The following is a 23,008-nucleotide window of genomic DNA, read 5'->3' on the forward strand; positions in this document are numbered from 1 at the left end:
TCCCCGGGATATTTGAGAACCGAAGAAGATGACCCCCGAGAAAATACGCGATGTGATTGCCCCGTTTCAGCGGGCGGCGGCGCGTGGCGAGGGCGTGGCCGCGGCGCTGCTGCAGGTGGTGGCACCCGATGCGGCGGTGCATATGTGCCATCCTTTCGGGGATCTGGGCGGGGCTGTATTTTATGAACAGGTGTTCAGTAAGCTAGAGGCCGCCCTGCCCGACCTGGAGCGCCGCGACATGATCGTGCTGGCGGGGACCACATCGGAGGAGCAGCACTGGGTCGGTTGCATGGGCAATTATATGGGAACCTTCCTGGCCCCCTTCCTCGGCATCCCGCCCACCGGGCATCTGGCGCATATGCGCTATCACGAGTTCTTTCGCATCGAAGGCGACCGCGTGGTCGAGATGCAGGCGATCTGGGACCTCCCCGAGCTGATGATGCAGGCGCGCGCCTGGCCGATGGCGCCGCAGCTCGGCGCGTACCTCTGCACGCCGGGGCCGATGACCCAGGACGGGCTGGCCCCGCGGGGCTCTGGCGCGGCGGCGATGAACCATGTCATCGCGATGCTCACCGATTTGTGCAAGCACCCCGCCGACCCGGACCCCGCCGTGATGCGGCTGGAGCGCCACTGGCACCCCAAGTTCAACTGGTACGGGCCCGCAGGCATCGGCACCGGGCGCGGCGTCGCGGGCTTCCGGCACTGGCACCAGATCCCCTTCCTGCGCGCCATGCCCGACCGCAGGCTGGACGCGATGGGCGATCTGATGAGCCACTGGGTGGCGCAGGGCGCGTATGTCTGCGAGACCGGCTGGCCCAACATGCGGCTGACCATCACTGGCGACGGCTGGATGGGGATCGCGCCCAGCGGCCAGGAGGTCACGCTGCGCAGCCTGGACTTCTGGCGCATGGAGGACGGGCTGATCCGCGAGAATTGGGTGCTGGTGGACCTGCTAGACCTCTACGCGCAGATCGGCGTTGACGTGCTGGCCCGAATGGCCGAGTTCAACAAAGCGCGGCATATCGCGCCCATCGCACAGGAGGCCGGGCTGTGACGGCATTCGCCCAACATATGCGCCCGGTCGCGGCAGAGTATCTAACGCAGGCTTTGCCGAAGCAGGACCCAGATGGCTGGAACGATCAAGCCCTGACCGCCTGGCAGTTCGGTTGCATGGCGCTTGCGAGTTTGGGCTATGCGTCATTGCAGAAGTGGGGGGCGTCGCGGCGAACACCCGCGCGTGATCCAAAGGTTTGGCCGCGCTGGGACGACATTGCATGGGTCGTGCTCTCTGTGCTCGCCCAGCGCCGCGAGATCGAATACCGGCAACGCGATGGCACCCGTTTCGTTGCGCCCGCGCGCGACGGCCAACTTATAGTCAAGCGCATCTCACCGCCGCCGCCCGCCCCTCCCGAGCCAAACATCCAGGCCGCGCATGGTGCCGGACACGCCTTCGTAAGGCCAGAGCACTTGCCGCTCTTGGAGGTGCTTGAGCTTGTAGAGAACGGGGCATGGAGCGCGCGGGCCGAGCTTTTGCTCTGGCGCGCGCAGCCGCGGGCCTGGGGGATGTCCATCCAGGAAGACGCTCGGTTTCAATCCGGGCTTGAGCGATGTTTGGATACCATGCCGCAGGATGTCGTCGAGACGATGCACGATATGGCCGATATCGATGCGGAGAAAGTCGATGCTTCGGTCGCCCAGCAGGAACAAGCCAACGCCGATCTGATCGCAAAACACCCGGCGCAGGCAAAGTTCGATCGCACGGTCAGCCGTGAGGGCCAGTTCAAGGGATTAATTTTCCATGCGAAGACCCAGATGGATCGCCTCTTTTTCGAAGGCTGGCGTCTGCAAGAGGGATGGCTAGACGGCGAAAACAGAACACGCGCCCTGCCCCTCTTCCACGACCCGCTGGCCATGCAGATGCGCCAAGCGGCGTTCGATGCGTTGGGATTGGCCTTCCCGAGGGAGGTGCCGGTATGAGTGCCAAGATCACCTCCGCCGAGGTCGCCCTGCGCGCGGGGGTCTCGCAATCCGCGGTCAGCCGGGTCTTCACCCCCGGCGCGTCTGCTAGCGCCAAGACCGTGCAGAAGGTGCGCGCGGCCGCCGCCGAGCTGGGCTATCGCCCCAACACGCTGGCCCGCGCCATGGTCTCGGGGCGCACGCGCATGATCGGGCTGGTGGTGGCCTATCTGGAGAACCAGTTCTACCCCGACGCGCTGGAGCGGCTCTCCAACGCCCTGCAGGCGCAGGGCTATCACGTGCTGGTCTTCATGGCGAACACGCTGACCGATAACATCGACCAGGTGATGGAGGAGATCCTGGACTACCAGGTGGACGGGATCATCGCCGCCTCGGTGGCGCTGTCCTCGGACCTGCTGACGCGCTGCCGCAACGCCGGGGTGCCGGTGGTGCTGTTCAACCGGACGCAGGACGACCCGTCGCTCTCGGCGGTGACCTCTGACAACATCGCCGGGGGGCGGAAGGTGGCGCAGTTCCTGCTGGCGGGCGGGCATGCGCGCATCGGCTATATCGCGGGCTGGGAGGGCGCCTCGACCCAGCGCGACCGCGAACTGGGCTTTCTGGCCGGGCTGCAGGCGGCGGGCGTGGCGCTGCACGCCCGCGCGGTTGGCAACTTCCACATGGATAGCGCGCGGGCGGCGGCGCTCGAGATGTTCTCGCGCCCCGATCCCCCCGACGCGGTCTTTGTGGCCAACGATCACATGGCCTTCGCGGTGATGGACGTGCTGCGGTTCGAGCTGGGGCGCGCGGTGCCGGGGGACGTGTCCGTTGTGGGCTATGACGACGTGCCGACCGCCGCCTGGCCCGCCTATGACCTCACCACGGTGCGCCAGCCCGCCAACCGCATGGTCGCGGCCACGGTGGAGACGCTGATGGCGCAGATCGACGATCCCGCAAGCCCGCCGCGCCGCGCCATGATCCCCGGCCCGCTGGTGCTGCGCGGCTCGGCCCGGATACCGGAAGGATACGAGCCATGAAGGGCTTTGACCCCAAGTTCAAGGACTTCCCCGACTACATCATCGGGATCACCAAGGAGATCTGGGAGGAGCGCGGCATCGCGACCCTGCATGACTATTACGCAGCCGACATCCTGGTGCGCTCGCCGGACTCGGTGGTGGTGGGCAACCAGGGCGTGATCGCGGCGACCATGGCGACCCTGGCGGAGTTCCCGGATCGGGCGCTCTACGGCGAGGACGTGATCTGGTCGGGCTCGCCCGAGGCGGGGATGCTGTCGTCGCACCGCATCCACTCCACGGCCACCCATTCGGGCGACGGGGTCTATGGCAAGGCCACGGGCACGCGGCTGGACTACCGCATCATCGCCGACTGCCACGCGATCGCGGGCCAGATCAACGACGAGTGGCTGATCCGCGACCAGGGCGCCATCGTGCGGCAGCTTGGCTGGGAGCCACGGGACTACGCCGCCGACCTGATCGCCCGCGAGGGCGGGCCTGAGACCGCCGTGCGGCCATTTACGCCCGCAATTGACGTGCCGGGTCCCTACACGGGGCGCGGCAATGACAACCCATGGGGCCAACGGCTGGCGGATATCCTGACGCGGATCATGGGGGCGGACATGGCCGCGATCCCAGAGGCTTACGACCGCGCCTGCGCGCTGGAATACCCCGGCGGGGTGTCCGGGCTCTCGACCGGTGACGCGGATGAGTTCTGGATGGGGCTGCGGGCCTCCTTCCCCAATGCGCGCTTCACCGTCGAGCACCAGATCGGCCGCGAGGACCCCCTGATGCCGCCCCGCGCCGCGCTGCGCTGGGGGCTGCATGGGGCGCATGACGGCTGGGGCAGCTTTGGCGCGCCCACCGGCGCGGATGTCTACGTGATGGGCGCCACCCATGCCGAGTTCGGCCCCTGGGGCCTGCGCCGAGAGTTCACGCTGTTTGATGAGACGGCGGTGTGGAAGCAGATCTTGTTAGGCGGCTCCTAGGGGCCGCAACCGCGCCGTCCCGGACTTGAACCGGGACCTCGTGGTGGATTGACGTTGAGGCCCCGGGTCAGGTCCGGGGCGGGAGGAACGAAATGGACACGGCACCGCAGATCGTCCGCTACGGCGCGCTGATCCCTTGCAGGACCGCCTTCATCGACGCCCACACGCCGGGCTCTGACCATAAAGAGAACTTCACCGTCATCGGCGGCGGGGTCTCGGAGAGCCCCGACCAGCACGTGCACATCGCAACCCCGCATGGATTCAACATCGGTGCCGCGGGCCAGCCGCCCCGCTGCCGCAACAGCTTGCATGACCACCGCACGGCAGAGGCGTTCTTTGTCCTCTCGGGCCGCTGGCGCTTCTTCTGGGGGCGCTGGGGCGACGCGGGCGAGGTCACGCTGGAGCCCGGCGACATCTTCAACATCCCCACGGGCATCTTCCGGGGGTTCGAGAATATCGGCAGCGATTACGGGATGGTCATGGCGATCCTGGGCGGCGACGACGCTGGCGGCGGCGTGATGTGGGCGCCGCAGGTGATCGAGGACGCCGCCGCGCATGGCCTGATCCTGGCCGAGACCGGCAAGCTCTATGACAGCAAGAGGGGCGAAGCCCTGCCGCCGGGCGTATCGCCCATGCCGCTGATGACGCCCCGGGAGCTCGCCAAGCGGCCCGAGCCCAGCACCGCCGAGGTGCTGCCCAACCACGTGGCCCGCTACTGGGACATGGTGGCGCTGGCGGATCGCGCGCCCTGCAAGGTCATCGGCGCGGCGGGGCTCTTGCGCGACAGGCCGGGGTTCGAGGTGGATTTCATCACAAGCGGCTCGGCCAGCGACGCGCCCCAGAGCCGCGACCGCCCCACGGTGCTGATGCCGGTGCGCGGGCATTGGCGCGTGACATGGCCGGGCGGCTCGGACACGCTGGCCCCGGGGGATACGATGTCGGTGCCCGCCGGGCTTGCCCATGCCGCGCTGCCCTCCATGTCCGGCGACGCGGGGCTCTATCGGGTCACCGGCACCGGCGATCCCGCTGGCCCGACCTGGAGGGGATGACATGATAAAGGATGGCACGATACCAAAGGCTATCCTTGCGCTCGGCTTCGTCCTAGCCGCCCATGCCGCCGCCGCGCAGACCTGGCAGTCGCGGACCACCGACACGGGCGCGCTGATCTACGGCGCGGCCTTCACCGCCGACGGCGCCGTGACGCTCAGCTGCACCGCGCCCTCGCCGCAGGGGCGCCCGCTGATGGAGACCGGGGACCACGAATCGCTGCGCACCGACACGCCCTATGACCTGGCGATCAGCTTCTCGACCGATTTTCTGTCGCCCTTCGGCGTGTCGCCGGACCTGCCGCGCCCGAGCCTGGCCACGGATGGGGCGCGCCACGCGCTGCCCGCGATGCAGTATTCGGACTTCTACGGCGCCTGGACCGGGCTGACCCGGTTCTACGGCCCCGGCGTGCTGGAGCTCTTCGACGCCACCTCGATCACCATCGACAGCGGCACCGGCGCGGCCCGGCGCTACGCCGCGGACGGGCTGGCGCGGGCGCTCTCGGAGGGGCTGACGCCCTGCATCTATCGCTGGTTGGAGATGGGGCACCCGCTGCCGCCGCGACTGGCGGCGCATATGAACCGCAACCAAACCGCGGCCCAACCTGTGGCGCCCGCCGCCCCGGCCACCGCGCCCCCCGCGGGCTTGCCGCCAGTGATGCAGCAGTACCTCTCCCAGGGCTGCAACGGCAGCTACCAATTCGACACCAGCCAGATGGGCGTCGCCGATTTCGACCGCGACGGGCGCGGGGATTACGTCATCGACTGGGGAGACATCACCTGCCAGGGCGGCTTTGGCCCGCGCCCGAATTGCGGCGCGGCGAACTGCCTGATCGACCTGTTCCTATCCACCCGCGGCTACGGCCGCCCCGAGGGCATCCTGGCGATCGGCTTCCAGATTGTGGCCCTGCCGAACGGGCAACCCGGTCTGATGACCTCCGGCACGGCGGGGGCCTGCCAGACCGGGGCCTGCGATATTCCCTGGCGCTTCGACGGGCGGAGCCTGACGAAATGAGCGCATGTGCCCGACAAAAGGCCGACCAAAAGCCGACACTTTGCCGACCGAACGAAAGAGGCCCAAAATGACCCGCGTTTTGACCACGCATGTAGGCTCCCTGCCCCGCAGCCAAGAGGTGGTGGACTTCATCTTTGCCCGCGAGCGAGAGCAGCCGTTCGACCAGGCCGCGTTCGACGCGGCCATGACCGCGGCCGTGTCGGAAACCGTGCGGAAACAGAAGGATGCGGGGATCGACATCGTCTCGGACGGCGAGACCTCCAAGATCAGCTACGCCACTTACGTCAAGGACCGCTACACCGGGTTCGGCGGCGACAGCCCCCGCAACGCGCCGGCGGATCTCAAGATGTTTCCCAGCTTTCTCAAGCGCTTAGCCAATGACGGCGGCACGCCCAAATATGCCCGCCCGATGTGCGTGGGCGAGGTCCGCTCCAAGGGCCAGGGCGAGCTGGAAAAGGACATCGCCAATCTCAAGGCGGCGATGGCCGAGCATGGGCTGGAACGCGGCTTCATGAACGCCGCCTCTCCCGGCGTTATCTCTCTGTTTTTGCAAAACGATTACTACCCCAACCGCGAGGCTTACCTGGCCGCGCTGGCCGACGCGATGAAGGCAGAATACGAGACGATCGTGGCTGCGGGGCTGGACCTGCAGCTTGATTGCCCCGACCTCGCTCTGTCGCGTCATATGTTGTTTACCGATTTGTCGGATGATGAGTTCGTGTCGGTGGCCAATATGCATGTCGAGGCGCTCAACCACGCGCTGGCGGATGTGCCCGCCGAGAAGGTGCGCGTGCATATCTGCTGGGGCAATTACGAAGGCCCGCATTGCTGCGACATCGGCATGGACAAGGTGTTCGCGACGCTGATGTCCACCAAAGCGCGCTATCTGCTGTTTGAGACGTCGAACCCGCGCCACGCCCATGAATGGGAGGTGTTTCGGGATCGCCGCGCCGAAATCCCCGATGACAAGGTGCTGGTGCCGGGGGTCGTGGACACGACGACGAACTTTGTCGAGCACCCAAAGGTCGTCCAGCAACGCATTGAAAGATTTACGGAAATCATCGGCGCCGACCGCGTGATCGCGGGCTCCGATTGCGGGTTTGGGACCTTCGCGGGCTTTGGCGCGGTGGACCCAGAGATCGCCTATGCCAAGCTCGCCGCCCTGTCCGAGGGCGCCGCTGCGGTGCGATAGGAGTTCGGCAAGGCTGGCGCGATCCAAAGCAGGCCCGCAAAACCCGCGGCCGGTTCAACCCAGGCGCTGTGCTCTTCTTCTTGGCCAAAAATACGGATGCCGCGATTGCATGCGGCGATGGCCCCGAATGTTGTGCGCCTCCGGTGGGGCTGGGCGCCAACCGCCCGCACGCAGCCGTCGCTGAGACTTTGCTTTGCAAAGTCCAGCGCGGCGAGTACGGGCTCAAAAGAGCGCCCGCCGACGCGACAGCGGCGGCGGGCACATTTAGATCAAGCCTTACTCGGCCCAGCTGACCCCGGTGAGGTCATTCGCCTGGGTGGGCGAGTTCGGCCACAGCCCCCGGATCTTGGCATCCGCCACGCCGGTGCGCGCAAGCTGGAAGAGGTAACCGTTGACGTAGTCATCGGCGAGCATCTTCTGCGCGGCGGCCAGGATCTCGCTGCGTTTCGCGGGCTCCGTCGCCAGGTTCAGATCGACCATCAGCGCCTGGAATTCGGGCTTGTCGTACTGGAAGTAGTATTCCGGGCGGGCATAGATGCCGATATCCATCGGCTCGGTATGGCTGACGATGGTCAGGTCATAATCCTTACCCTTGAACACCTGCTCCAGCCACTGCGCCCATTCCAGGTTGGAGATCTCGGTCTCGATGCCCACGGCGCGCAGCTGTGCGGCGACGATCTCGCCGCCGCGGCGCGCATAGGAGGGCGGCGGCAGCTTGAGCGTCAGCGTCAGGTCCGTCGCGCCCGCCTCGGCCAGCAGGGCCTTGGCCATGTCGGGGTCATAGGCGGACTGCGCGGTCAGGTCGACATAGTCGGGGTTATGCGGCGCGAAATGCGTGCCAATCGGGGTGCCGTAGCCGAACATCGCGCCGTCGATGATTTCCTGGCGGTTGATCGCATGGGCGATGGCCTTGCGCACGCGGATGTCGGTGACGCGCTTGTTGTTGGTCGACAGGATGGTCTCGCCCTCAGTCGAGCCGATCAGCAGCTGAAAGCGCGGGTCGGCCTCGAATTGGATCAGAGTCTCGGGCGCGGGGTAGCCGGGGAAGGCGTCGATATCGCCCGCCATCATCGCGGCGAAGGCCGCGTTGGGGTCGGAGATGAACTTGAAGGTCGCCGATTTCAGGCTGGGCTTGTCGCCCCAATAGTCGGGGTTCTCGACCAGCTCCACGCGGTCGCCCTGCACCCATTGGCCCAGCTTGAACGGGCCGGTGCCCACCGGCGCGGTCGCGGCGGTCTCGATGCTCTCGGGGGCCACGATGACGGCGTCGCCCCAGGCCATGTTGGTGATGAACTGGCCATTGGGCGCGCCCAGCACCACCTCGACGGTGGTGTCATCCACGACATTCACCGCGGCGATGCCCGCAAACAGCGCCTTCTGCGCGTTGGTGCTGTCCTCGGCGCGGGCACGGTCGAGCGAGAATTTCACGTCCTGGGCATCCATGGCTGTGCCGTCGTGAAACGTCACGCCACTGCGCAGGTTGAACCTATAGGTCAGCCCGTCGGCGCTGACCGTCCAGCTTTCGGCCAGGCCCGGCGCGATGGAGCCGTCCGCCTGATAGCGCGTCAGCCCCTCGAACAGATTCGCATAGACAACCTCGTCAATCGCGGCCGCCGCTCCCCCGGTCGGGTCCAGATTGGGCGGCTCAAGCTGCATCCCAATGGTGATGCTGTCCTGCGCGGCGGCGCCGGTCGCGGCCAGGGCCATCGCGGCAACGGAAATTTTCAGTCGGGTGAACATTGGGCAGTGAGCTCCTCTCCCATTATCTGCTGCGCGCAGGCTACAGCGCCGGGCGTTGGTTTGAAAGGGCACGGGCCCAGGCGGGCCTTGCGCCAAGGCAAAACACAGCGCAGTCTTTGCCCCTCATGCGGTTATTCATCGCATTAGAACACGATATGCGTGTAGGTAGTATGTAGCGTAAGTGGTGCAGGCATTGGCCTGAGGGGTTAGGTGCGATTTTGAACCGAGATTTGATCAACATGTTTAAGACAGAGCGTAACGCTGCGTCGCGGAGGCGCGGCCGTCGAGGGACCCCACGCCGAGGTTGTGTTTAAGTTGCGCGGCTGGCTGGATAAACTGCTGGAAGAGGAGCGCGAGTTTCTCAGACGGCACTGCCAACGCCACGTCTTGGACTGGCTGTTCCGGATCGTCTTGCTGCTGGTGGCCTCTAGCTACTTTGCCCAGGTGCTTGCGGATCCCTGGTACATCCGCTGGTGGGTGGCGTTCGCCGCCTCGGTGCTTGTGGACTACATCGCCGCGCGCCGGTTTTCGAACGCGCAGACCCCAGGGAACTACCTCTTGGTCATCCTCGGCAGCACGCTCGAGATCATCTGCGGCATCGTGCTGACGATCTATATGTGGAACACCGGCGTCCCGGCGCTGCAATTCTCGGCGCTGCTCTATTTGATCGCCGCTGTGATGTTCGGTTGGTCCGGGCGGATCCGGTTTCTTTACGCGCAAGTCCTGGACATCCTGATGATGCAGGTGCCGCTGACCTGGTTTTGGATGACCATCTATTTCGGCGCCACGGCCCCCAGCGCCACCGAGCAGGCCGTGGCCATCGCCTTCATCTGCATCCAGGCCTTCCATCTGAAGACGCTTTGGAGCGTGCGTACCAGCCTGCTGGCCATCGAGGCCGCGCGGCAGCGGGCGGGTGAGGCCAACAAGATGGATGCCGTGGGGCGGCTGACCGGCGGGATCGCGCATGACTTCAACAACATCCTCACGGTGATCCTAGGCAACTTGGAGCTGCACGCCGAAGAGACCGACCCGTGCGAGCGCGACAAGCTGATCCGCGACGCCCATACCGCAGCACAGCGGGCCACGGCGCTGACCTCGCAGCTCTTGACGTTCTCGCGCCAGGCCCCGATGCAGCGCGAGGTCTTCGCCGCGATCACCGTCGCGCAGGAGCTCGAGACGATGGTGCGCCGCACCATGCCCGCCTCGGTCCAGTTCAGCGTCGAGAGCAGCGCCGGCAACGCGCGTATCGACACCGACCGGGCGTTTCTGCAAAGCGCGCTCCTGAACCTGGTGATCAACGCGGCGGACGCCATGAACGGGGTGGGCCGCATCGCGCTGCGCGTGCGGTTGATCGAGGGCAGCGCGACCGGGCGCGACCAGCGTGACCGCGCGGGCTTTGTGGGCATCGCGGTGCTGGATAACGGCCCCGGCTTTGAGGACGAGGCGCTGGAATACGCCTTCGATCCCTTCTTTACGACAAAGCCAGTGGGCAAGGGCTCGGGGCTGGGGCTGTCAATGGTCAAGGGCTTTGCCGAACAATCCGGCGGCACCGCAACGGCGCGCAACCTGCGGGGCGGTGGCGCAGAGGTCGAGCTTTTGCTGCCGAAAATCGCCGCCGCGCCGCCATAGATTCTCCCTTGGCGGCCGCCGCGATTGGCCCTAAATCGCCGGTGCAAGCAGGGGCCACACCGATGGAACACGATTTCTGGCACGCGCGATGGGGTGACGACCGGACGGGCTTCCATGAGGAAGCCCCGAACCCCCTTCTGGTGGCGCATCTCTCCAGCTTGGCCCTGGCGCCCGGCGCGCGCGTTTTCGTGCCGCTCTGCGGCAAATCGGTGGACCTAATCTGGCTGCGCGACCAGGGGTTTGCGGTCGTCGGCGCTGAGCTGAGCCCCATCGCCGTTGCCGCGATGATGGCGGCGCTTGGCGGCGCCGAGGAGGTCTCCCAGCACGGCGCGCTGCAAAGATACAACGCGGCCGGCATCGAGATCTTTGAGGGCGACATCTTCGCTTTGGATGCCACCACATTGGGCGCGGTGGACGCGGTCTATGACCGCGCCGCGCTGGTGGCGCTGCCGCCACGGATGCGGGCGGATTACGCAAGCCACATGGTCGCCTTGACCAAGCGCGCACCGCAGCTTCTGATCAGCTTCGCCTATGACCAGGCGATGATGGACGGCCCGCCCTTCTCGGTGCCCCGCAGCGAGATCACGGATCTCTACGGCGCAACCCACAAGGTAGATCCGCTGGCGGATCAGGCCATATCGGGCCGCCTGGGACAACGCTGCGCAGGCCGCGAGCAGGTCTGGCGGCTCGTGCCACACTGAGGTTTATCGAGGCGCGCCGCGGCGCCCACCCGGGCCCATTATTCGGCCGATTCGGCTAACATTTCCCAAAGATCTTCGGCTTTTGTCGAACGAATTGCCTTGTGCCGCAGTTTCACCAGCCTCTCAGTTTTGGGCTGGAGTGGGCGTTGCCAACACGCGCACCGCCCTGACAACGCCTGCCGACACCAGACGCAACCGAACCCAAGCAGAGCAACCGCCCGAGCTTGCCTCGGGCAGCGGCCGACCTCCCCCAGGAGGCCGCTTTTGCAACCGCGCGTCTCGTTGGAACGTTTCGGTTTCCAGAGACGTCGAAGTTGATTGAACTGAAGCGCAAGCGACCTCCAGGTCGGCCGCTGCCCGCGTTGTACTCGGTTCAAGGTGGAGGCCCCGGGTCAAGCCCGGGGCGGCAAGTCTCCAACGCCCGCTCCAGGCCAATATGCCCCTAGCCGCTCACCCCAGAAGTTCCGCCAAATCAGGACCATAACCTTGGCGCCGTCCTCCATGTCTTGCACACCCATAGATGCGACCGTCGCGGGGAGGTCGGGCCGTCGAAAGCGCCAGACAGAGCCGCGCGCGCAGGATCTCGCAGCAGTTCCGTCCTGGCCGGGACGCGAACGAGGACTTGCGTCAAACGCGTCAGCCCCTCGCGCCGCGCCGCCAACCCTGCGGCCGCTCGTGATTGCATTTCCATCATGGCTCAAAGCACGGGCCGAATTCCGTCACCCGTGCAAGGTTCAATCCGCCCCCCTTGCCCCAACGCACACGCAGCGCCTAGGCTGCATAGCAAGGGAGAGAGACCATGAACAAAGCGCCGCATTCCTTCGCCACCCAGAGCAACTGGTTCGACCTGGAGGCGGGCGACATCGACGCCTTCGCCGCGCAGATCCCGGCCGCGACCGACCCCGCGGACTGGCCGAACGCGGCCGAGGTGGTCCGCAGCGTGCTGATCTATGATGGGGCGGCGATCCGGGCGATGGACGCGACCGCGCAGGCGGCCCTGATGGGCGAATGGGCGCGCGCCTTCCTGGCGGGGCCGGGCATCGTGGTGATCAAGGGCGCCTATGACGACCTCTCGGTACTCGACCGCGCCACGGATCTCTTCACGCGCATGATCGAGCAAGAGCGCCAGTCCGGCGCGGGCGGCGGTGACCACTTCGCCAAGCCCGGCGCCAATGACCGGGTCTGGAACGCGCTGCAGAAGCACTGCCTGGCGGACCCCGAGGGCTTTGCGCTCTATTACGGGAACATCTGCCTAGAGCTGGTATCCACCGCCTGGCTGGGTCCGAACTACCAGTTCACCGCGCAGGTTAACCGGGTGAACCCCGGCGGCACCGCGCAGACGGCGCATCGCGACTACCACCTGGGCTTCATGACGCGCGAGGACGCATCGCGCTGGCCGGTGCACGCGCATCTGCTGTCGCCAGCGCTGACCCTGCAGGGCGCGGTGGCGCATGTGGACATGCCGCTAAAGAGCGGGCCGACCCTGTACCTGCCCTACTCGCAGCGCTACCCAGAGGGCTACATCGCCTTCAACAAGCCCGAGTTCCAGGCGTATTTCGCGCAGCACCACGTGCAGCTGCCGCTGGAGAAGGGCGACGCGGCGTTCTTCAACCCGGCGCTGATGCATGGCGCGGGCAACAATGTCTCAAGCGACATCCTGCGGCTGGCGAACCTGCTGCAGGTCTCCTCGGCGTTCGGGCGCCCCATCGAGACGGTGGACCGGGGTGCGATGGCGCGCGCGCTCCTCGAGCCCTTGCAGACCCTGCTCGCGGCGGGCCGGCTCTCAGAGGCGCAAGCGCATGCCGCCATCGCCGCCACCGCCGAGGGCTATGCCTACCCCACCAATCTCGACACCGACCCGCCGGTGGGCGGGCTGGCGCCGCTCAGCCAGGCCGAGATCATGCGCCGGGCGCTGGCGGAGGGGACAGAGGCGGATGGCTTTGCGCGCCTGATGGACGACTGGGACGCGCGGCGTCAGGCTTAGAGCCCTGAATTGCGTATTTACAGCGTTTCGCTTTTAACTTGAGACATCAAGTTGAAAGAAAACGCCCACAACATCAGCAGGTTCTGCCGCGTTTCGCTTCAAAACCTAATGCGGGTTTTTCGCGATCCGCTGTGGAACAAGATGAATGGAGGAACGCTTCATGCTTCACCTTGTTCCAAATACGCATCCCGACCGCAGCGGCAGGCGCGAACGCTGCTGAAACGCGTCGCCTCGCGTCTAACCCGGAGCGCCCGCAGCCGCTTGTCGGCGAGGACGTGACACAAACCTGCGCGGCGAAGCCGCTCCTTTTGGCAACGCTTGCGAATCCAAGTCGGCCCATGCGACCCTGGCGGCATGGAAACCCAGACCCTCGCGCCCGCGCAAACCACCCAACTTCCCCAGGTGCAGGAGCCGCGCAGCCCCGGCTGCGCGCTCGATCTGGATTGGGTGATGTCGGCCCAAGCCAACACCTCGGCGATAGAGCGCCGCGCCAAGACCCTGCCGGGGCGGCGCAGCGTTAAGAAGGATCACCAGGCCGCCTGGCTCTTGAAGGCGATCACGATGATCGACCTCACCACGCTGTCGGGCGATGACACCTGGGAGCGGGTGCGGCGGCTCTGTGCCAAGGGGCGTGCCCCCGTGCGGGCCGAGATCCTAGAGGCGCTTGGGATGGATCAGATCAGCGTCGGCGCGATCTGCGTCTACCATGACATGGTCGAAACCGCGGTCGAGGCGCTGGCGGGCTCGGGCATCCCTGTGGCTGCGGTCTCCACCGGCTTTCCCGCCGGGCTCTCGCCGCTAGAGCTGCGCCTCAAAGAGATCGAGGCCTCGGTCAAAGCCGGCGCGCAAGAGATCGACATTGTGATCTCGCGCCGCCACGTGCTGACCGGCAACTGGCAGGCACTCTATGACGAGACCCAGGCCATGCGCGCCGCCTGCGGGGAGGCCCATATGAAGGCCATCCTCGCCACCGGAGAACTTGGCAGCTTGCGCAACGTCGCCCGCGCCAGCCTGGTTGCCATGATGGGCGGGGCGGATTTCATCAAGACCTCCACCGGCAAGGAGAGCGTCAACGCCACCCTGCCGGTCAGCCTGGTGATGATCCGCGCGCTGCGGGATTTCCACGACCGCACCGGCTACCGGATCGGCTACAAGCCCGCGGGCGGGATCTCCAAGGCCAAGGACGCGCTGACCTACCTGGCGCTGATCAAGGAAGAGCTGGGCACGCGCTGGCTCTCGCCCGACCTCTTCCGCTTCGGCGCCTCCTCCCTGCTGGGCGATATCGAGCGGCAATTGGAGCATCACGTCACCGGGCGCTACTCGGCGGGCTACCGGCATGGGCTTGGCTGATGGGCACCGCGCGCTCTGTTAACCCGGCCCGAAATCGTACGGAGCGCCGACGCGGTGCCGACGGAAAGCCGACACAAAGCCGACGCCGGGATTTCCATGAAAATAAGGCGTTAACCCCCGATTCGCGGCCCAAGGCGTGTCGCAGCATTCACACTTCGTTAGGAGTTTCCCAATGAACGTGCCCGAGATCTTCGAGAGCATGGAGTACGGACCCGCCCCGGAAAGCGCCGCCGAGGCGCTGGCCTGGCTGGTCGATCGCGGCGCCTCCTTCGGGCATTTCATTGACGGCGCCTGGACCGAGCCGCGCGCGGATTTCGCCTCTCAGAACCCCGCAAGTGGCGAGGTGCTCGCCGATCTCACCCAGGCCACCCAGGCGGATGTGGACGCCGCCGTGGCCGCCGCCCGCAAGGCGCAGCCCAAATGGGCGCGCCTCTCTGGCCACAGGCGCGCGCGGTATCTCTACGCCCTGGCGCGGCTGGTGCAAAAGCATAGCCGCCTGCTCGCCGTGCTGGAGACGCTGGACAATGGCAAGCCGATCCGCGAGAGCCGCGACATCGATATCCCATTGGTCTCAAGGCATTTTTACTACCACGCCGGGATGGCGCAGCTGATGGAGACCGAGCTGCCCGACCGCCAGCCTCTGGGCGTCTGCGGCCAGGTCTTCCCCTGGAACTTCCCGCTGCTCATGCTGGCCTGGAAGATCGCGCCTGCCCTCGCGATGGGCAACACGGTGGTGCTGAAGCCCGCCGAGTGGACCTCGCTGACCGCCCTGAAATTCGCCGAACTCTGCCAGGACGCGGGGCTGCCCAAGGGTGTGGTGAACATCGTCACCGGCGACGGGGCAGTGGGCGAACTGATTGTGAACGCGGATGTCGATAAGGTGGCCTTCACCGGCTCCACCCAGGTCGGCCGCGCCATCCGGCGCGCCACCGCGGGCAGCGGCAAGGCACTGACGCTCGAGCTGGGCGGCAAGTCGCCCTACATCGTCTTCGACGACGCCGATCTGGACAGCGCCATAGAGGGGCTCGTGGACGCGATCTGGTTCAACCAGGGCCAGGTCTGCTGCGCCGGCAGCCGCCTTCTGGTGCAGGAAGGCGTGGCCCAGCGTTTCTATGCTAAGCTCAAGAAACGCATGGAGAATTTGCGCATTGGCGACCCGCTGGACAAGTGCATCGACATTGGCGCTATGGTGGACCCGGTGCAGCGCGCGCGCATCGCCGAGATGGTCGCTGGCAGCGCTGGTGAGGTGCATCAGCCGGTGCAGGCGCCCGAGGGCTGCTACTACCCGCCGACGCTGATCACCGGGCTCGCCCCCGCCGACAAGCTGATGCAAGAGGAGATCTTTGGCCCCGTGCTGGTGGGCTGCACCTTCCGCACGCCCGCAGAGGCGGTGCAGCTGGCCAATAATACCCGCTACGGGCTGGCCGCAAGTGTCTGGTCTGAAAACATAAACCTGGCGCTGGACGTGGCGCCCAAGCTCGCCGCGGGCGTGGTCTGGGTGAACGGCACAAACATGTTCGACGCCGCCGCGGGCTTTGGCGGCGTGCGCGAGAGCGGGTTCGGGCGCGAGGGCGGCTGGGAGGGCCTGCGCGCCTATACCAAGCCGAAGGGACGCGGGAAAAAGATCGCAGCAATTCAGGCACATACGGGGTCCGGCGCGACCGAGGGCATCGACCGCACCGCCAAGCTCTATATCGGCGGCAAGCAGGCCCGCCCCGATGGCGGTTATAGCCGCATGGTCTACTCGCCGCGCGGCAAGGCTTTGGGCGAAGTGGGCCTGGCTAACCGCAAGGACATCCGCAACGCGGTAGAGGCCGCGGGCAAGGCGACCGGCTGGTCCAAGGCCACGGCGCATAACCGCGCGCAGGTGATCTACTACATCGCCGAGAACCTCTCGGCCCGCGCGGGCGAGTTCGCGGGCCGTATCCGCGACCTCACCGGCGCAAGCGCGGCCAAGGCGAAGGCCGAGGTCGAGGCCGCAATTGAACGCCTATTCAGTTTTGCCGCCTGGGCCGACAAATACGACAGCGCGGCCAAGCCCGTACCCCTGCGCGGCATGGCGCTGGCGATCAACGAACCCGTTGGCACGATTGGGATTTTCTGCCGCGACGACGCGCCCCTGCTGGGCCTCATCGAGGCCATCGCCCCCGCCATCGCCATGGGCAACCGGGTGGTCGCGGTGGCCTGCGAGCCCTTCCCGCTGGCGGCCACGGATTTCTATCAGGTGCTGGAAACCTCGGACCTGCCCGGCGGCGTGGTCAACATCCTCACCGGCGCGCATGCCGAGCTTGCGCCGCATCTGGCCGGGCATATGGATGTCGACGCGGTCTGGAGCTTCTCGGGTGCGGATCTGTCAAAGGTGATCGAGACCGAGGCCGCCACGAACCTCAAACGAAGCTGGGTGAACCACGGCCAGCAGCGCGACCACACGGATCGCGACTGGCTGGCGGCGGCGACAGAGGTCAAGACCGTCTGGGTGCCCTACGGAGAATAGCCTCTCGGCGGCGAGGAGATCTGTTGCCTTTGGCCAACCGCCGACACAGGCCCGCCCCTCAGGCAGCAGGTGCCGCCTGCCTCGCCGAGACGCGATGCCAGACCAGCATCGCGATCCCAGCCGCGAAGGCAGGCCCGTAGACCAGCGGATCACCGGCCATCACCAGCGCGGCCAGCACTAGCCGCGCGATCCACTCCCAGGCCGCCAGGGGCCGCGTGTCGAACCTCGCCAGCGCGCTGGCCAGCAGCACCAGCGCCAGCAAGAGCCGAACCAGCAGCAGCGCCAGCGCCACGATGTCCACCGTTCCATCATAGCCCGGCAGATAGCCGCCCGAGGTCGAGGTCGGGTCCAGGAACGCCTGCTCGATCAGCAGCAGCTCTGGATACATCGCGAACACGAACGGGATCACGAACATCACGATGCCGATCTTCACCGCCGCGAACCCCGTGGCCATCGGGTCCTGCTTGGTCAGGCTCGCCGCCGCAAACGCCGCCAGCGCCACCGGAGGGGTGATGGCGCTCGCCACCGCGAAGTAGAAGATGAACATATGCGCGGCGAAGATCGACAGCCCCAGCCCCGCCAGCACCGGCCCCATCAAGAGCGCCACGTTCACATATGCCGGCACCGCGGGCATGCCCATGCCAAGCAGCACCGCCAGCGCCATCGTCGCCCCCAGTGCGATGAACTGGAACACAACCGAGCCGCCATCGCCCAATCCCAGCGACTTCAACCAGCCCAGCACGTCCAGCGAGATGAACACCGGCAGCCCGGTGAACTTCAGGCAGAAGTCGATGATCGAGACCGCCAGGAACATCAGGTAGAGCGTCGAGATCAGGATGCCCGCGTTCGACATCGCGTCGATCAGCTTGCGCGGCTTGGCGCGCATCTCGGGGTCCAAAAACAGCAGCAGCACTAGGAAGATCACCGCGAACCAGCCCGCGCTGCCCGCGTCTCCGGCGGCGTTCTGCACGATCCCCAGCACCCAGGGCAGATCGCTGGCCCGGCACACGCCGCCCGAGATCTCGACCGTCGCGCCCAGGATCCATCCCAGCGGGCCGCAGCCCACGGCCTCTTTGCTGGTCAAAAGCAGGCACAGGATCACCAAGATAGGCCCAAAGATCATCCCGAGGTTAAGATAGTCCTGGCGGCCCAGATGCATCTCGGGCGTCAGCGCGCCAATGGCGGTGATGTTCTGCTTGCGCGCCTGGTAGACCGCCGCCAGGAACAGGCAGAAGAAGTAGCACAAGGCCGGGATCGCCGCCGCGATGATGATATCGGCGTAGGGCACGCCCGTCAGCGCCGCCAGCACGAAGGCCGCGACCCCCATCACCGGCGGCATCACCGAGCCTCCCGAGGAGGCCGCCGCCTCCATCCCGCCCGCGAAGACCTTGGAGAAGCCGCGCTTGACCATCATCGGGATCGTCAGCACGCCCGTGGACAGCACGTTCACGATCGGCCCGCCGCTGATTGTGCCGAACATCGCGCTGGAGACAATCGCCGCATGCGCCGGGCCGCCGTTCAGCTTGCGCGTCCAGCGGAAGGCCAGCTTGATCAGCGACTGCCCGCCCGCGCTGGCGCCAAACAAGGACCCCAGGATCAAATAGGGGAAGATGGTGTTCATGATGATGTCCATGAACCGCCCCAAGAGCCCCGAGGCGTCATTGACCAGGATGTCATGCACCTTGGGGCGCCCGTCCGACAGCATCCGCGGCTCGCCCGCGAGCTTGGTCATCAGGTATTTGTTAATGTCGTCCGGCCCATGGAAGTACCACACCAGCACGGTGCCGATGGTATAGGCCGCGACCAGGATGGCGACGATCACCAAAGGCAGGCCCCAGACCTTGGTGTTATAGCCCAAAAAGATCACCACCGCCGCGCCCATGATCGCCACCAGCCAGCCGCCGGTGGTGCCCACGCATTGCGGGTCGTCAACGGTGGTGGGCTCGGGCAGCCCGTAAAGCGAGGCCCATTCCTTCTCGGCCTTCAGGCTCTCGGCGATCAGCCGCGCGCGCTCGCCGGTGAGCTGGTCGATCAGGCAGATCGCCTCGAACTCCACCAAGTATGTCAGCGCAATGCCGACGCCCGCCACCACCAGGGCGACGTCCATCAGCAGGCCAAAGCGCCGCCTTGCGGCGGTCTTGCCCGCCCAGGCGCGCCACATCGAATGCTTCAGCGCCACGATCAGCATCATGCCCGCGAAGACGAAGGGAAAGAACCACTCGCGCGGGAACTTGCGCAAGAGGATCCAGTCCCAGCCCGTGACCTGCTTGACCAGCGCGTCATAGCCCGGGATGCCCGGCGTGGCGTTCATCAGCCCCACGACCACCAGCAGCACCGCCAGCCAATACAAGAGCCGGTTGGTGGCCTTGGTGTCGGCCTCTGGCGTAGAGGCGGCCGGTTCAGAGCTCGTGTTGGACATGCGCGCTTTCGCTACAATCTTATGTGCTCGCGCCCCGGGCTTGACCCGGGGCGGTGTGCTCTTTGTTTCGAGGCCGCGTTACGGCTTGGCGCAGTCCGGCACGGTATGGCCCGCCTCTTCCCAGGCGCGCACCGCACCGGGGTGGTATTTCAGCGGCATCGCCCCGCACATACCCGTCGAGGAGGGGTCCGCAATCTCGCCCAATCCCACGCCCGGCAGGAACGGGGTCTTGATCTTGATGGCGTCCAGATTGTCCAGCACGACCTTGGTCAGTTGATAGGCCAGCTCCTCGTCCATGTCCTTGTGCACGATCTCGCCGCCCACGGTGGCCACGCCCCGGAACATGTCGTCCTCGGAGACCACGGTCACGCCCTCGGGCTGAATCGCATTGCTCAGCGGCATGATCAGGCGACCAGAGCCCGGCGCCTTCATGTATTTCTCCGCCGCCTCGCTTTCAAAGGCCCCCTTGGGCATCGACCACATGGTCATGGCCCCGGCCGAGACCGCGCGGGTGTGGCGCCCATCGGGGAAGCTCGAGGGCAGCACGAAGGCGTCCGCCGAGCCGTCGGTCATCGTCTTGGGGCCCTGGTCCCAGTTCACCTGCAAGCCGGTGTAGTCCTCGCCGTCGCTCAGCCCGGTGACGATTTTGACCACCCCGCGCGCGTTGGTCAGCGCGGCACCGCGCGGCGGGCCGTTATAGATCGTGGCCCCGGCGATGTCGTCCCAGCCCTTCACCTTCGAGGTCTCGTAGGCCGACAGCGTGAAGACGCCAAAGCGGTAGGTGTAGAGCACCGAAAGCTCTCCGGCCAGCTCGGCGCCCTGCTCGGGCCCAAGCTTGGCGTAGGGCCCCACGCCCTTGGACATAAGGAACGGCAGTATGAACGGCGCCGCGGTGATGTCGGTCTTGCCCTCGGCGGTGTTCTGCAGCGAGTTTGTCAGCGTCTGGCCGGTGGCGACCTGCACGTCGGCCACGCCTGCGGCGCCGGCGAACTCGCCCAGGGCCAGCACGGTGTTGCCCGGCACGCCCGCCGCGTTCGCGGTCTCGGCGGTGAGGTTTTGTTGGGCGAGCGCCGCTGCACTGCTCAACGCGCCCGCCACGGCAAACGCGACAAAGTATTTCGATAGTTTCAAGTTTTTCTCCTCCCAGAGCGCCAATTCAGCCATTATTCTTGCTGTTTTACTTGGCAACGTTCCCAGAGCGCGTGTTCAAAATCAAGGCTTTTGTGGCACATGCCACAATCGCGATTGCCAAGCGCGCGACCCGTTCGGTACCCTCGCGCCACGCCAGGCGCAGCCGGAGGGGCCAATGAGTTTGCCCGACCATAAGAACGACCCCTATTTTCGGGAGTTCATCAACATCCCGCTGATCCGCGCCAGTCGAAAGATGCAGAACGCGTTCTATCGGGCGGCGCTGGCGCCGCGGGGCCTGTCGATCCAGGAATGGCGCACCCTCTTGGTCTGCACGCGGCTCAAGGACGACCACCTGCGCGCCATCGCCCGCTGGGGCGTGCTGGACGCCACCCATGTCAGCCGCGCCACGGCCAGCCTTGAGACCAAGGGCCTGGTGCGCCGCTACGCCGACCCCAAGGACGTGCGCCGCAAGCGCATCGCGATCACCCAGGCGGGCGAGGCCTTGGTCGCCGAGATCTGGCCCGAGGCGCAGTCCCTCGACGCCCATATCCGCGCCTCCCTGGGCGAGGCTGAATACGCCGCGCTCCGGACGGCCCTGATGCAGATCCTGGATACCGAGCTCTTGGCCCCGGCGGCGCGTGAGGGCAGCCTCGCGGCGGAGTGACGCCCTAGGCGAGGGCGTCCCACAGCATCTTCACGGCCAGCAGCGCCAGCAGCCCCAGGATCACCCGGTCGAACACCTCCCGCGACAGCCGCCGCCCGATCCAGGCGCCCAGCGGCATGCAGGCCGTCAGCGGGATCAGCGCCAGGCAGCCCAGCCAGAAACGCTCCCATGTCATGATCCCCAAGAGGACCTGGGTGGGCAGCTGCACCAGCCCCATGGCAAGAAAGAACACCGATACCGTGGCGATGAAGGTCGCCCGCGGCATCTGCATGGCGCTCAGAAAGGTCACCGAGACCGGCGCCGATATCCCCGCCGCCCCCTGCATCACGCCCGCGACCAGCCCGGCCGGCACCACCAGTCCCCGCGCCAATCGCATCGGCAGCTGCCAGTCTGGCCGCGACAGCCGGAAGACCACATAGACCAGCACGACCACCGCCACGCCAAGCATCAGCACCTCCGGATCCGCCGCCGCCAGCGCCAAGGTGCCCAGCACCGCGCCCGCGACACCGGCCCCGGCGAAGGCGATCACAAACCGCCGCTCCGCCAATGCGCCGCGATACTGCACGGCCTGGATGAGGTTGGAGATCACGTTGGGCATCACAAACAGCGCCACCGCCAGCGGCACGTCGTAGAGCAGCGCCAAGAGAGGCACCGCCAGGATCGGCGCACCCGCGCCCGCCGCGCCCTTCAGGACCCCGCCCGCCGCGAAAGCGCATGCGATCAGGATCACGTTGGTTAGGTCTGCCATCATGCTCAGCAGAGTTAGACGCAATCAGCGCGCCTGGACACCGCGAAAACGCAGAGACATTCCGGCGCCGGAGCCTGGAAAGCCAGCGCGACCCAAGCGCGCAACGATCTGCGAAGGCTGTGTTTGGCCCGGAGCAGGCGTTTGGACGGGCCAAATCTCTTGCAAGAGATTTGCACTTTCCTTCCAAGGAAAGTTGGGCCCGCAAGCGGCCAAGAGATCGCCCTAGGCGGATCATCTCGTGTCGCGCCAAAGAAACTCTTGCAAGAGTTTCGCAATTTTCTTGCAAGAAAATTGTCGCGTGCCAAGATCCGATCCAGGCGAAAACCGCCCAGAAAGCCGCCTAGCCCAATGCGCCCTTAATGGCGCTGGACACCTCGGCGATCTCGCCCAGGCCATCCACTGACTGCAGATTCCCCTTGGCATGGTAGTAGCCGATCAGCGGCGAGGTCTGCTTGTAGTAGGCCATCAGGCGCACCTTGAGGCTTTCCTCGTTGTCGTCGGCGCGCACGGGCTGCCCCGCGGCGGCGGCCTCTTTGGCGCGGCCCACGATCCGGCCCACCAGGACCTCGTCATCGACCTGCAGCTCGATCACCGCGTCCAGCTTCATGCCCATCTCGGCCAGCAGCGCGCCCAGCGCGTCGGCTTGCGCCAGCGTGCGCGGGAAGCCGTCAAAGATGAACCCGCCAGCGGCGCCACCGGCCTCCAGCTTCTCGCGGATCAGCCCGATCACGATCTCGTCGGTCACCAGGTTGCCGCGGTCCATCACATCGGCCACGATCTTGCCCATCTCGGTGCCCGAGCTGCGCGCCTCGCGCAGCATGTCGCCGGTCGAGAGCTGCATCATGGCGCGCTCGTCGACCAGGATCTGCGCTTGCGTGCCTTTACCGGCGCCCGGGGGGCCAAGCAGAATTATGTTCATCTAGTCCGTCTCCTCCGC

General features: G+C 66.4%; 18 protein-coding genes. 13 read left to right on the forward strand and 5 right to left on the reverse strand.

What is annotated here, in order from left to right; all coding sequences use genetic code 11:
* The first annotated feature begins 28 nt into the window (after positions 1-28).
* From AIOL_RS14140 to AIOL_RS14170, 7 genes are all read left to right on the forward strand, one after another.
* Entirely contained in the window at positions 29-1,054 is a 1,026-nt protein-coding gene (locus AIOL_RS14140) for an ester cyclase (protein ID WP_082152594.1), read from the forward strand.
* Positions 1,051-1,977 (forward strand): hypothetical protein, encoded by a 927-nt coding sequence (locus AIOL_RS14145; RefSeq protein WP_049643575.1) that lies wholly within the window; start codon positions 1,051-1,053, stop codon positions 1,975-1,977. Before AIOL_RS14140 ends, AIOL_RS14145 begins: the two co-directional genes overlap by 4 nt.
* Positions 1,974-2,993 carry a LacI family DNA-binding transcriptional regulator gene (locus AIOL_RS14150; RefSeq protein ID WP_049643576.1) on the forward strand — a complete coding sequence of 340 codons (1,020 nt, stop codon included), beginning with the start codon at positions 1,974-1,976 and terminating at the stop codon, positions 2,991-2,993. The genes AIOL_RS14145 and AIOL_RS14150 overlap by 4 nt, the downstream gene beginning before the upstream one ends.
* Positions 2,990-3,958, forward strand: a complete 969-nt coding sequence (locus tag AIOL_RS14155; protein WP_049643577.1) for a nuclear transport factor 2 family protein — start codon at positions 2,990-2,992, stop codon at positions 3,956-3,958. The genes AIOL_RS14150 and AIOL_RS14155 overlap by 4 nt, the downstream gene beginning before the upstream one ends.
* Positions 3,959-4,050: 92 nt before the next feature.
* Complete coding sequence (locus tag AIOL_RS14160) at positions 4,051-5,007, forward strand: cupin domain-containing protein (RefSeq protein ID WP_049643578.1); 957 nt, start codon at positions 4,051-4,053, stop codon at positions 5,005-5,007.
* A 1-nt stretch (position 5,008) separates the two neighbouring features.
* Complete coding sequence (locus AIOL_RS14165; protein WP_049643579.1) at positions 5,009-6,019, forward strand: hypothetical protein; 1,011 nt, start codon at positions 5,009-5,011, stop codon at positions 6,017-6,019.
* A 67-nt stretch (positions 6,020-6,086) separates the two neighbouring features.
* On the forward strand, positions 6,087-7,211 hold the full coding sequence (locus AIOL_RS14170; RefSeq protein WP_049643580.1) for a cobalamin-independent methionine synthase II family protein: 1,125 nt from the start codon (positions 6,087-6,089) through the stop codon (positions 7,209-7,211).
* A 276-nt stretch (positions 7,212-7,487) separates the two neighbouring features.
* Here AIOL_RS14170 and AIOL_RS14175 read toward each other — a convergent pair whose 3' ends face one another.
* Positions 7,488-8,951: an ABC transporter substrate-binding protein gene (locus AIOL_RS14175; protein WP_049643581.1), complete on the reverse strand. Its 1,464-nt coding sequence runs from the start codon at positions 8,949-8,951 to the stop codon at positions 7,488-7,490.
* A 306-nt stretch (positions 8,952-9,257) separates the two neighbouring features.
* Here AIOL_RS14175 and AIOL_RS14180 point away from each other — a divergent pair, with 306 nt between their 5' ends.
* From AIOL_RS14180 to AIOL_RS14200, 5 genes are all read left to right on the forward strand, one after another.
* Positions 9,258-10,580 (forward strand): sensor histidine kinase, encoded by a 1,323-nt coding sequence (locus AIOL_RS14180; RefSeq protein ID WP_049643582.1) that lies wholly within the window; start codon positions 9,258-9,260, stop codon positions 10,578-10,580.
* Positions 10,581-10,642: 62 nt separating this feature from the next.
* The gene (gene tmpT / locus AIOL_RS14185; RefSeq protein ID WP_049643583.1) at positions 10,643-11,281 is read left to right on the forward strand and encodes a thiopurine S-methyltransferase; all 639 of its coding nucleotides are present in this window, start codon (positions 10,643-10,645) and stop codon (positions 11,279-11,281) included.
* 799 nt (positions 11,282-12,080) lie between these two features.
* Positions 12,081-13,265 carry a phytanoyl-CoA dioxygenase family protein gene (locus AIOL_RS14190; RefSeq protein WP_049643584.1) on the forward strand — a complete coding sequence of 395 codons (1,185 nt, stop codon included), beginning with the start codon at positions 12,081-12,083 and terminating at the stop codon, positions 13,263-13,265.
* Between the two features lie 354 nt (positions 13,266-13,619).
* Positions 13,620-14,615, forward strand: coding sequence for a deoxyribose-phosphate aldolase (gene deoC, locus AIOL_RS14195; protein WP_049643585.1), 996 nt, complete (start codon positions 13,620-13,622; stop codon positions 14,613-14,615).
* A 172-nt stretch (positions 14,616-14,787) separates the two neighbouring features.
* A complete protein-coding gene (locus tag AIOL_RS14200; protein WP_049643586.1) occupies positions 14,788-17,109 on the forward strand; it encodes an aldehyde dehydrogenase family protein in 2,322 nt (773 codons plus the stop codon).
* Between the two features lie 58 nt (positions 17,110-17,167).
* Here AIOL_RS14200 and AIOL_RS14205 read toward each other — a convergent pair whose 3' ends face one another.
* Complete coding sequence (locus AIOL_RS14205; RefSeq protein ID WP_082152595.1) at positions 17,168-19,528, reverse strand: TRAP transporter large permease subunit; 2,361 nt, start codon at positions 19,526-19,528, stop codon at positions 17,168-17,170.
* Between the two features lie 78 nt (positions 19,529-19,606).
* Positions 19,607-20,659, reverse strand: coding sequence for a TAXI family TRAP transporter solute-binding subunit (locus AIOL_RS14210; protein WP_235439032.1), 1,053 nt, complete (start codon positions 20,657-20,659; stop codon positions 19,607-19,609).
* Positions 20,660-20,834: 175 nt separating this feature from the next.
* On the opposite strand from AIOL_RS14210, the gene AIOL_RS14215 reads away from it, so the two are divergent.
* A complete protein-coding gene (locus tag AIOL_RS14215) occupies positions 20,835-21,323 on the forward strand; it encodes a MarR family winged helix-turn-helix transcriptional regulator (protein WP_082152597.1) in 489 nt (162 codons plus the stop codon).
* Positions 21,324-21,327: 4 nt separating this feature from the next.
* On the opposite strand, the gene AIOL_RS14220 is transcribed toward AIOL_RS14215, so the two are convergent.
* Both AIOL_RS14220 and AIOL_RS14225 read right to left on the reverse strand, forming a co-directional pair.
* Entirely contained in the window at positions 21,328-22,074 is a 747-nt protein-coding gene (locus AIOL_RS14220; protein ID WP_235439034.1) for a sulfite exporter TauE/SafE family protein, read from the reverse strand.
* Between the two features lie 337 nt (positions 22,075-22,411).
* Complete coding sequence (locus AIOL_RS14225) at positions 22,412-22,990, reverse strand: adenylate kinase (protein ID WP_049643588.1); 579 nt, start codon at positions 22,988-22,990, stop codon at positions 22,412-22,414.
* Between the last annotated feature and the right edge of the window lie 18 nt (positions 22,991-23,008).

This window comes from Candidatus Rhodobacter oscarellae (genome assembly GCF_001078595.1).
GTDB classification, from domain to species: domain Bacteria; phylum Pseudomonadota; class Alphaproteobacteria; order Rhodobacterales; family Rhodobacteraceae; genus Rhodobacter_B; species Rhodobacter_B oscarellae.

Excerpts from the sequence above, each read along its gene's own strand:
- AIOL_RS14140 (WP_082152594.1), top strand. The coding sequence starts at position 29 with ATGACCCCCGAGAAAATACGCGATGTGATTGCCCCGTTTCAGCGGGCG.
- AIOL_RS14150 (WP_049643576.1), top strand. The coding sequence starts at position 1,974 with ATGAGTGCCAAGATCACCTCCGCCGAGGTCGCCCTGCGCGCGGGGGTC.
- AIOL_RS14155 (WP_049643577.1), top strand. The coding sequence starts at position 2,990 with ATGAAGGGCTTTGACCCCAAGTTCAAGGACTTCCCCGACTACATCATC.
- AIOL_RS14160 (WP_049643578.1), top strand. The coding sequence starts at position 4,051 with ATGGACACGGCACCGCAGATCGTCCGCTACGGCGCGCTGATCCCTTGC.
- AIOL_RS14165 (WP_049643579.1), top strand. The coding sequence starts at position 5,009 with ATGATAAAGGATGGCACGATACCAAAGGCTATCCTTGCGCTCGGCTTC.
- AIOL_RS14170 (WP_049643580.1), top strand. The coding sequence starts at position 6,087 with ATGACCCGCGTTTTGACCACGCATGTAGGCTCCCTGCCCCGCAGCCAA.
- AIOL_RS14175 (WP_049643581.1), bottom strand. The coding sequence starts at position 8,951 with ATGTTCACCCGACTGAAAATTTCCGTTGCCGCGATGGCCCTGGCCGCG.
- tmpT (WP_049643583.1), top strand. The coding sequence starts at position 10,643 with ATGGAACACGATTTCTGGCACGCGCGATGGGGTGACGACCGGACGGGC.
- AIOL_RS14190 (WP_049643584.1), top strand. The coding sequence starts at position 12,081 with ATGAACAAAGCGCCGCATTCCTTCGCCACCCAGAGCAACTGGTTCGAC.
- deoC (WP_049643585.1), top strand. The coding sequence starts at position 13,620 with ATGGAAACCCAGACCCTCGCGCCCGCGCAAACCACCCAACTTCCCCAG.
- AIOL_RS14200 (WP_049643586.1), top strand. The coding sequence starts at position 14,788 with ATGAACGTGCCCGAGATCTTCGAGAGCATGGAGTACGGACCCGCCCCG.
- AIOL_RS14205 (WP_082152595.1), bottom strand. The coding sequence starts at position 19,528 with ATGTCCAACACGAGCTCTGAACCGGCCGCCTCTACGCCAGAGGCCGAC.
- AIOL_RS14215 (WP_082152597.1), top strand. The coding sequence starts at position 20,835 with ATGAGTTTGCCCGACCATAAGAACGACCCCTATTTTCGGGAGTTCATC.
- AIOL_RS14220 (WP_235439034.1), bottom strand. The coding sequence starts at position 22,074 with ATGATGGCAGACCTAACCAACGTGATCCTGATCGCATGCGCTTTCGCG.
- AIOL_RS14225 (WP_049643588.1), bottom strand. The coding sequence starts at position 22,990 with ATGAACATAATTCTGCTTGGCCCCCCGGGCGCCGGTAAAGGCACGCAA.